The sequence below is a fragment of the Centipeda sp. (in: firmicutes) genome (genome assembly GCF_057271695.1).
Genome location: NZ_DBHIVL010000021.1, coordinates 23,715 through 33,171, shown reverse-complemented (window position 1 = coordinate 33,171; position 9,457 = coordinate 23,715). Strand labels below are relative to the sequence as shown.

Sequence of the window (9,457 nt, the reverse complement as noted above, 5' to 3'; positions counted from 1 at the left end):
AGTGCGGGCAAAAAAGATACGTCAAGATGGCGTGGCTGAATTTATCAGTGCTTCCGTAATCATTTATAAGGTTTAGGAGAGCCTGTCGGCGGATTTCCGCCGATATGAAAGGAGAATCACGATGAACCTTAGCAGACGTGACTTTTTGAAAGCCACCGGGCTAAGCGGCGTCGGGCTGGCACTCGCAAGTCTCGGTCTCGATGTCGGCAAGGTCGAGGCGGCGGCGAAAGAGTACAAGCTGACGGGCGGTCGGGAATTTACCTCCGTCTGCCACTTCTGCGCCTGCGGCTGCGGAACCCTCGGCTATGTAAAGGATGGCAAGCTGATCAACCTCGAAGGTGCAGCGGATCATCCGGTCAACCGCGGGGGACTGTGCCCGAAGGGTGTTGGCTACGGTCACATTCCGAACTCGGCAGAGCGTCCGAAGTGCCCCATGTACCGTGCGCCCGGCAGCGATCACTGGGTGGAGATCAGCTGGGAGGAGGCAATCGACCGCGCAGCGCGTGCCATCAAGAAGGCGCGTGACGAGAACTGGACCCGCGAGGACGAGGTGAACGGCTACAAGTTCATGAGCAACCGTACCGATGCGATTGGTCTGATTGGCGGCTCGCAGGTCAACAACGAGGAGTGCTACCAGCTCATCAAGATGGTGCGCGGTCTCGGTGTGGTCAAACTCGACAACCAGACGCGTGTCTGCCACGCAACGACACCGCCGGCACTCAGTGCTGCATTCGGGCGCGGTGCGATGAACGGCTCGTGGTACAACATCAAGCATGCGAAGATGGTTTGGATCGAAGGCTCGAACATGGCGGAGTGTCATCCGATGGGGATGAAGAACGTCATGGAGGCAAAGGACAACGGCGCGATTATCGTCCATGTCGATGTCCGCTATACCCGTACTTCGCGCGTTGCAGACCATTTCTTCCAGCTGCGTCCCGGCACAGATATCGCATTCCTCGGAGCACTTATCAATTATATTATCCAGAACAAGAAATACGATATTGACTATCTGCGCCGCAACACGAACGCATTCTGCGTCCTGCGCGACGACTTTGACTTCGATGCGGGCATCTTCTCCGGCTATGACGAGAAGACACGCACCTATGACAAGACGACATGGGGCTACAAGCTCGACAGCAACGGAAAGCCGATGAAGGCTCTCACGCTCGCGACACCGGGCACGGTCATGGATCGCCTTGCGAAGCATTTCTCGCGCTATACGATGGAAAAGGCGTCTGCGATCACGGGGATGCCTGTGGCGGATATTCAGAAGGCGGCAGAGCTCTTCTCGACGATCACGCCGACGGTCATGATGTACGCGCTCGGCATGTGCCAGCACACGATCGGCGTTGAGAACATCCGCTGCTTTACGATCATCCAGCTGCTCATGGGCAACATCGGTGTCTCGGGCGGCGGCATCGACGCGATGCGCGGACAGCCGAACGTGCAGTCCTCGACGGACTACGGCATCATGTTCCAGTATCTGCCGGCATACCTCTCGTATCCGACGCATAAGACGGATACCCTCGCGAAGTGGACGCAGAGCAACGGTACGGCCAAGGCGAAGTACCTCAAGAACCTCCTCAAGGCGTGGTACGGTGATGCGGCGAATGCGTCGAACGACTATATGTTCAACGCGCTGCCGATCCGCAATGGCACGCACAACGACTCGCTTTACGTCATGTTCGAAAAGGCGATTGAGGGCATCGTCAAGTGCATCTACGTCTGCGGACAGAACCCGCAGGTGACGAACGCAAATCTGACGGTGGTCAACGAGGGGCTTAAAAACCTCGACACACTCATCGTACAGGATGTCTTCGTCAACGAGACAGCTGCGTTCTGGGAGCGTCCGGGGGACAATCCGGCGGACATCAAGACTGAGGTCATCTTCCTGCCTGCTGCCTCCTACCTTGAGCGCTGCGGCACGATGACGAACTCCCAGCGCATGATTCAGTGGCGCATGAAGGGGCCCGATCCGGTGAATGACTCGCGTCCCGACTACTGGATCATCGACAAGCTCTGGAAACGCATCCGTGAACTCTACAAGGACTCCACCGACCCGAAGGATAACGGACTCAAGCTCCTCACATGGAACTTCGGCGATCCGGACGATGGACAGACCTATGTCGAGAACATCATGAAGGAGTGCAACGGCTATGATCTGACAGACGGCCATCTCCTGCGCGGCATCCGTGAGATCCGCGACGACGGTACGACGATGGCGGGTATGTGGATCTTCACGGGCGTGTACGGTGACGGGGTGCATAATGCGCGCCGTCGCGGACAGGAAGACCACGGCGACATGGGCATCTACCCGAACTTTGCATGGGTCTGGCCCGACAACATCCATATGCTCTACAACCGTGCATCCTGCGATGAGAACGGCAAGCCGGTCAGACCGGGGCAGGCACTCGTCTGGTGGGATGAGGCGAAGGGGATCTGGGACGGCTACGACGTTCCCGACGTTGCTGACCGTACGCAGGGACCGAATACCCCCGGCGGGCAGAAGCCGTTCCGCATGAACGCCGAGGGCATTGCACGTCTTTTTGCCGCTGAGTACAGCGATGTGGAGAACGGCATGACGCGCGACCACTCCTATACGCCGGTGGACGGTCCCCTGCCCGAGTTCTACGAGCCGGTTGAAAGCCCGACGAAGAACGTGATGAACGAGGGACAGAAGACCGAGTTCAACCCCTGTGTCATCTATCCGCGTGTGCCGAAGTACCAGAAGATCGGTACGCCGGACGAGTATCCGTATGTCCTCTGCTCCTCGAGTCTGACGGAGCACTGGTGCTCGGGTACAATCACGCGTCATATCCCGTATCTCAACGAGCTGGTCAAGGAACCGTTCGTCGAGATGTCCGAGCAGTTGGCGGTGAAACTCGGTGTCCGCAACGGCGACCTCGTCCGTGTCAGCACGGCGCGCAGTGCAATTGAGGTCAAGGCAATGGTCACGAAGCGCGCACAGCCGCTCATGGTCAACGGCAAGCTGACGCATATGATCTGGATGCCCTACAACTGGGGCTTCAAGGGACTCTCGAAGGGACCCTCGGGCAACTATCTTACCATCGACGCGCTCGATCCGAACGTACAGGAGCAGGAGTTCAAGGCCTGCCTTGCCAACGTCGAACGGTTGTAACTCCCTTTGCGGCATGAACCGCATGGGGCATGATCGCGCAAAAAATAAATAGGAATAACGTCTGAAAAGACGGGGAGACCCCTTTTATGAAACCGAAGAAAATCGATCCGATGAAGCGCTTCCTCAAGCAGTATCCGTTCCTCGCTGAGGCGGAGCGCATTCACCGTCTCGTCGATGAGGCGGTCGGTATGCCGGAGGCCATCCAGCTGCCCGAGCGCGCCGTCACAAAGACGCTGACGGAGAAACTGCCCATCCTGCAGCAGGAGACCTATCGCAATCGTATGGTGCGTGCGGTCTACCTCATGCAGGAGGAGGTCTTTGCCCGCATCGCTGCGGCAGAGGTTCCGCCGCTCATGCAGGAATCGGCACGTGAGTATCTCGCTGTGCTGAAGAAGCTGCGCAAGGCGGCAAAGGAAGAATTCATCATCGCCGTACTCACGCAGGACAAGGAGGCTCTTTCGGCACTGTGCGAGCAGCACGCGCTCAACGAGGGCTTTATTCGCAGCACCACATGGCGCATGATCGCCGCGCTCGTACCCGCAGCGCTGAAGGATCCGGACGGGTGGAATCCCGACCGCGATAGGCCGCGTTTCCGTGAGAATTTCTGCCCCGTTTGCGGACGGCAGCCGGTGCTCGCGGATCTCCGCAAGCATCGACAGGGGCGCACGCGCGACCTCGTCTGCGGCGGATGCGGCACGCGTTGGCTCTATGCGCGTGTTGGCTGCGTCTACTGCGGCAACACGGATCTGGAGAAGATGCACATGCTCGAACCGACGGACAGCGATCTGATGCGTCTTGATATCTGCGACGCGTGCGACAGCTACATCAAGACCTATCGGGGACCGGCCGACGGCAGCGATGCCGATGCAATCTATCGGCAGGACTGGGCGAGCGTCCATCTCGATCTCCTCGCCGAGGAGAAGGGGCTTCATAAAAAGGGCAACACCATAATGGAATAAAATGTATCAACTCAGATAAGGAGAGGAGCGAACGTCATGACACAGGAAATCGCAATGCTGCATGATATGTCGCGCTGCACTGCGTGTCGCGGCTGCATGGTGGCTTGCAAACAGTGGCACGACCTGCCGCCCGATATGGACACACCGTTCGAGGGCGAGTACCAGTCGCACAAAGACCTTACGCCGCGTGTCTATACGCTCATCGAGATGAAGGAGCGCGTTGATGACAAGGGGAAGTTCCACTGGGACTTCTTCAAGAAGAACTGCTTTCACTGCGGCGACCCCGCCTGCGCGAAGGGCTGCCCGGAAAACGCCATCGACCGCAACCCGAACGGCACCGTCGTCATCAACGAGGACAAGTGCGTCGGCTGCCACTACTGTGAGCACAACTGCCCGTGGCACATTCCCAAGATTGACGAGATCCGTCACAAGTCCACGAAATGCGATCTCTGCTATGATCGCATCGCGCACGGCTACGAGACGACGGGGGAGATCCTGAAGCCCTCGTGCGCCAAGACCTGCACTTCGCACGCGCTGGAATTCGGCACGCTTGAGGAGATGAAGCAGCTCGCGGCGGAGCGTTGTGCGAAGATCAAACCGAATTTCCCGAATGCGAACGTCTACAGCCCCGAGGGCGTAGGCGGAACGCACATGATCTACGTCCTGCCCGATAAGCCCGAGGTATACGGTCTGCCGGCAAACCCTGTTACGCCGCTTTCGATCGACCTCTGGAAGGCGGGTCGCACCTTTACGAAGCTCGCCATCGGCGGTGCAGCCGCAGGGATCGTCGGCGCTATGGTGCTCAGCAAAATGGTGAAGTCGAGTGCCAAGAGTTCCTCGCAGGAACAGGAGAAGGGGTGAGCACAATGCTGATCAACAAGAAATTTGTTCCGCGCCATCAGAAGACATTTGCCCTCTGTCACTGGCTGAACGCATTTGCGTTCTTCATGCTCTTCCTCACGGCGCTGCCGCTCTATGCGGACACCTTCCGTTTTATGTATGACATCTTCGGTGACAAGACGCTCATGTACGCACACCGCGTATTCGGTGTTCTGTTCATCGCGACCCCGATCATCGGCTTCTTCATTGCGCGTGAAGGCTATATGACGATGATCAAGGAAGTCTTCCGCTTCGGTCCGAAAGACATGGAGTTCATGCAGAAGTTTCCCATCGAGCTGATGGGCAAGGATCCCGGGATGCCTCCGCAGGGCTTCTACAATGGCGGTGAGAAGATGAACATCGCCCTGCAGCTTGTGCTTGCGGTTGTCATCGCCGTTACGGGCGTGATTCTCTGGCTTGGCGACAGCGTCCTGCCGGCGACCGTCACGGCGTATGCGATTCCCGTGCACAGCATTGCGGCAGCCGTCTGCTTCGCTGCGGCGCTCGGCCACATCTACCTCGCCGCTGGGGTCAACCCTGACTCTCTCCATGGCATGAAGGACGGCACGATCAAAGCATCGTATGCCGCACATCACCATGGTGCATGGGTGAGCGAACTCATCGCACAGGGAGTTGTGACGCGTGAGGAGATCGAGCAGGCAGAGAAGGAAGATCATCACTGATTTCGTTTCATTGACGAAAGCCGCTGCGGCGCAGAGCGCTGCGGCGGCTTTTTTTTCATACGCGTTTATGATATGATGAGATGGGAATGATCCGAGAAATGGGGGAGCGCAATCCGATGAAAAATGTTCGTGCGATGGTGCAGGGGCGCATTGCGCGCGTTGCTGTTGTGATGTTCGTGGTGCTCGTCGTGCTGACGTTCCGCTATGCCTATCTGCAAGTCATTCAGGGAGATGTGCTTGCACAGCGGATGCGCGACCAGAGCGGTTACGAGTTCCGTATACAGACACTGCGCGGTCCGATTCTTGACCGCAACGGCAAGGAGCTCGCCGTCAGCAGTATGACGAGATCCCTCTTTATCGATCCCAATCATGTCTATGACGAGCATGATCCGGCGGAGATTGCGGCAGATATCGCGCCTCTCCTCGGACTTACGGAGCAGGAAATATTGGACGACATTGCCGTCGGCGGCGGCTTTGTCTGGGTTAAGCGATGGCTTGAGCACACGGAATACGAGGCGGTAGGCGCTGTCATCCGTGAGAAGGGCTACAGTGACTGTCTCGGCTTTCAGAACGAGGCGAAACGCTACTATCCGAACGACGCTCTCGCGGCGAATGTGATTGGCTTCGTCAGCTTGGAGGATAAGGGGCTGGGCGGTGTGGAGCACGCGCTCGACCCGCTGCTCAAGGGGGAGGTGCGCGAGGAACGCCTGACTGTCGACGGACAGCGGCGGCCGATCCTCGACTCCATCTTCTTCGGGCGGCGCACCTATGGCAGCGACTACTGCAAGACGGCGATTCTCACCATCGACAGTACGATTCAGTTCATGGTGGAGCAGGAACTTGACCGTGCCATGGCGGAGAATATGCCGTCTTCCGTCACGGCGATTGTCATGGATCCGAAGACGGGGGAGATCTTGGCGATGGCATCCCGTCCCTCGTACAACCCAAACCGCTTCTGGGAGTATACGGATGAGCAGCGCAAGAATCGTGCCGTCTCCTTCAACTATGAGCCGGGCTCGACGTTCAAGGCGATTGTTGCGGGAGCGGCACTGCAGGAGGGCATTGTCACACCGAATCAGGTCTTTTACGACCCCGGCTATGTTATTGTTTCGGAGCGTCGCATCCAGAACTGGAACAACGAGAGCTACGGAGCCGTTACCTTTACCGATATTGTAAAGAACTCACTCAATACAGGGTTTGCCCAGGTCGGACTGTCGCTCGGTGCGGAAAAACTGATGCACTACACGCGGCTCTTCGGCTTTGGCGAGACCACGGGCATCGACCTGCCGGGCGAGGAGGAGGGAATCCTGTTCCAACCCGACGAGATGCTGGACTCGGACATTGCAACCGCTGCAATCGGACAGAGCATTGCCGTGACCCCCTTGCAGCTCGTGACGGCGGTGTCTGCCATTGCAAACGGCGGCACACTGATGCGTCCGTATATCATTCGTACGATCAAGAACCCCGATGGGTCGGTCTATGAGGAGCGCAAGCCGCAGGAGGTGCGCGAGACGCTGCAAAAGACGGTCAATCGTACGCTCATCGGTCTTCTCGAGCAGGTTGTTGCAACGGGCGGCGGAGCGAAGGCAGGGGTCAAGGGCTACCGAATCGCGGGCAAGACCGGCACGGCACAGAAGATCAGCCGCGAGACCGGGGGATACCTGGACGGTCGGTACATTGCCTCGTTCTGTGGGTTTGCCCCTGTCGAAGATCCGATTTTTACGGTGCTGGTCGTGATTGACGACCCGCGTGGCGGCAATTTCTACGGCGGACAGATCGCCGCACCTGTCGCTTCGCGTATCTTTACTCAGCTCCTGCGCTACGCGCATGTGGAGCCTTCGAGCAATTCCTTTGCACAGGAGCAGGAGACGGATGCCCACACCCGTACGAGCAGTGAAGAGAAGCGCATGGAGGCGGTTGCGACTCCACCGGAGGGCAAGGCTCTCGTGCCGGACTTTACAGGGCTCTCCATGCGCGAGGCGGCACGCCTCGCCGAGCAGCGCGGGCTCTTCTTCGAGAGCGAGGGAACGGGTGTTGCGGTGCGTCAGAGCCACCGTGTCAATGACATTGTCGATCAGGGAACACATGTCAAAGTGTATTTTGAAGCGACATAAATTTTTATTGATTTTTGCTGAAAAATCCAATTTTGAATCCTTTTCGACACCTTATCGATGAAGCTGTGGGACATAAAACCTCTAGGGAAGCACTGAATTTATCAGTGCTTCCCTAAGCAACGGGTATTGTTGATCGGGACTGCTGCATGAAAATATTTTCGTGCGGCAGTTTTTTTATGTCTTCCCCTTGACAGGGAGAAAAAAAGATAGTAACATATAAACATACTTTTTTGATATGTTTACTAAAATGACTTTTGCAGCATAAAGGAGAATGAATTATGGCAAATGTTTACCAGACTGTGACGGAGCTGATCGGACACACACCGCTGCTCGCGGCAAAAGGATTTGCACGGGCACAGGAGCTGCAGGCAAATCTCTTGGTAAAGCTGGAGTATTTCAATCCTGCAGGGTCGGTCAAGGATCGCATTGCGATTGCCATGATCGAGCAGGCAGAACGCGAGGGCAAGATCGCGCCGGGGGCGACACTGATTGAGCCGACGAGCGGCAACACGGGGATCGGTATTGCCTCGGTTGCGGCAGCACGCGGCTATCACGCAATCCTCACGATGCCCGAGACGATGAGTGTCGAGCGTCGCAATCTGCTCAAGGCATACGGTGCAGAGATTGTGCTCACGGAGGGAGGGCAGGGGATGAAGGGAGCGATTGCGCGTGCGCTCGAGCTGCAGAAGGAGATTCCGAACTCCTTCATTCCGTCGCAGTTCGAGAATCCCGCAAACCCTGCGGTGCATGAACGCACGACGGGACCTGAGATCTGGGCGGATACGGATGGGAACATCGACGCATTCGTTGCGGGTGTCGGCACGGGCGGCACGGTCTCGGGGGTCGGTCGCTACCTCAAGAGCAAGAACTCCTCCATTCACGTTGTTGCGGTGGAGCCGACCGACTCGCCTGTGCTTTCAGGCGGCAAGCCGGGGCCGCATAAGATTCAGGGCATCGGCGCGGGATTCATACCAACGACGCTCGATACCACAGTCTATGATGAGATCATTCAGGTGAAGAACGAGGATGCCTTTGCCTACGGTCGGGAGTTTGCGCGGCGCGAGGGCGCACTTGTCGGTATCTCCTCGGGGGCAGCTCTTGCGGCTGCCGTGGAGCTGGCACGCCGACCGGAGTTCGCGGGCAAGACGATTGTCGTTCTCCTGCCCGACGGCGGCGACCGCTATCTCTCGACGGATCTCTTTCTCGACCGTTAAGGAATCGCTGATAAAATGAAGTCTGTCAGATTGGTGTAGATTTTTTGTTCGGTCAAGGAGACAAACCGGACGCATAGCCAAAGCTATGTGGAGGATTTGTCGACGATGGCAGGGCGCAAAAGATGCACCAAGATGGCAGTGCTGAATTTATCAGTGCTTCCTTAAACGTAGGACAGCATCAACAAGGCTTCTGTACGAAACGAAAACTTCGTACAGAAGCCTTTCTTTGTGCCCTTTCCAACGTTTCTCTACGCCGTGTTTTTCTCGAAAAGTCCATCATATAGGATAAAAATCCTATATGAAGAAGATGTTAAAAATGACATTTGGATAAATGAGCTTATCTTTATCTTGCTACATACGATGAATCAATATATACTAGAAAAAACATGTCATTGCATACATGAAAACATAGATATGTGAGAATATTTGCATGAGCTGTATTTTTCTGCGTACAATGGGAGTGCGGACA

General features: G+C 56.8%; 7 protein-coding genes. All 7 read left to right on the top strand.

The window, feature by feature from the left end; all coding sequences use genetic code 11:
• The first annotated feature begins 121 nt into the window (after positions 1-121).
• Entirely contained in the window at positions 122-3,139 is a 3,018-nt protein-coding gene (fdnG, locus tag ACO6BQ_RS04950; protein WP_489119805.1) for a formate dehydrogenase-N subunit alpha, read from the top strand.
• An 86-nt stretch (positions 3,140-3,225) separates the two neighbouring features.
• Positions 3,226-4,098: a formate dehydrogenase accessory protein FdhE gene (locus ACO6BQ_RS04945; protein ID WP_489119804.1), complete on the top strand. Its 873-nt coding sequence runs from the start codon at positions 3,226-3,228 to the stop codon at positions 4,096-4,098.
• A gap of 36 nt (positions 4,099-4,134) precedes the next feature.
• On the top strand, positions 4,135-4,959 hold the full coding sequence (locus tag ACO6BQ_RS04940; protein WP_489119803.1) for a 4Fe-4S dicluster domain-containing protein: 825 nt from the start codon (positions 4,135-4,137) through the stop codon (positions 4,957-4,959).
• A 5-nt stretch (positions 4,960-4,964) separates the two neighbouring features.
• Positions 4,965-5,660: a formate dehydrogenase subunit gamma gene (locus ACO6BQ_RS04935; RefSeq protein WP_489119802.1), complete on the top strand. Its 696-nt coding sequence runs from the start codon at positions 4,965-4,967 to the stop codon at positions 5,658-5,660.
• Positions 5,661-5,776: 116 nt separating this feature from the next.
• Positions 5,777-7,774 (top strand): penicillin-binding protein, encoded by a 1,998-nt coding sequence (locus tag ACO6BQ_RS04930; protein WP_489119801.1) that lies wholly within the window; start codon positions 5,777-5,779, stop codon positions 7,772-7,774.
• A gap of 278 nt (positions 7,775-8,052) precedes the next feature.
• Positions 8,053-8,988, top strand: coding sequence for a cysteine synthase A (gene cysK / locus ACO6BQ_RS04925; protein ID WP_489119800.1), 936 nt, complete (start codon positions 8,053-8,055; stop codon positions 8,986-8,988).
• A 39-nt stretch (positions 8,989-9,027) separates the two neighbouring features.
• Positions 9,028-9,153, top strand: coding sequence for a secretion protein HlyD (locus ACO6BQ_RS04920; protein ID WP_489119807.1), 126 nt, complete (start codon positions 9,028-9,030; stop codon positions 9,151-9,153).
• The last annotated feature ends 304 nt before the right edge of the window (positions 9,154-9,457 follow it).

Bases quoted from the DNA above. Each gene is read 5' to 3' on its own strand.
- fdnG (WP_489119805.1), top strand. From the start codon at position 122: ATGAACCTTAGCAGACGTGACTTTTTGAAAGCCACCGGGCTAAGCGGC.
- ACO6BQ_RS04945 (WP_489119804.1), top strand. From the start codon at position 3,226: ATGAAACCGAAGAAAATCGATCCGATGAAGCGCTTCCTCAAGCAGTAT.
- ACO6BQ_RS04940 (WP_489119803.1), top strand. From the start codon at position 4,135: ATGACACAGGAAATCGCAATGCTGCATGATATGTCGCGCTGCACTGCG.
- ACO6BQ_RS04935 (WP_489119802.1), top strand. From the start codon at position 4,965: ATGCTGATCAACAAGAAATTTGTTCCGCGCCATCAGAAGACATTTGCC.
- ACO6BQ_RS04930 (WP_489119801.1), top strand. From the start codon at position 5,777: ATGAAAAATGTTCGTGCGATGGTGCAGGGGCGCATTGCGCGCGTTGCT.
- cysK (WP_489119800.1), top strand. From the start codon at position 8,053: ATGGCAAATGTTTACCAGACTGTGACGGAGCTGATCGGACACACACCG.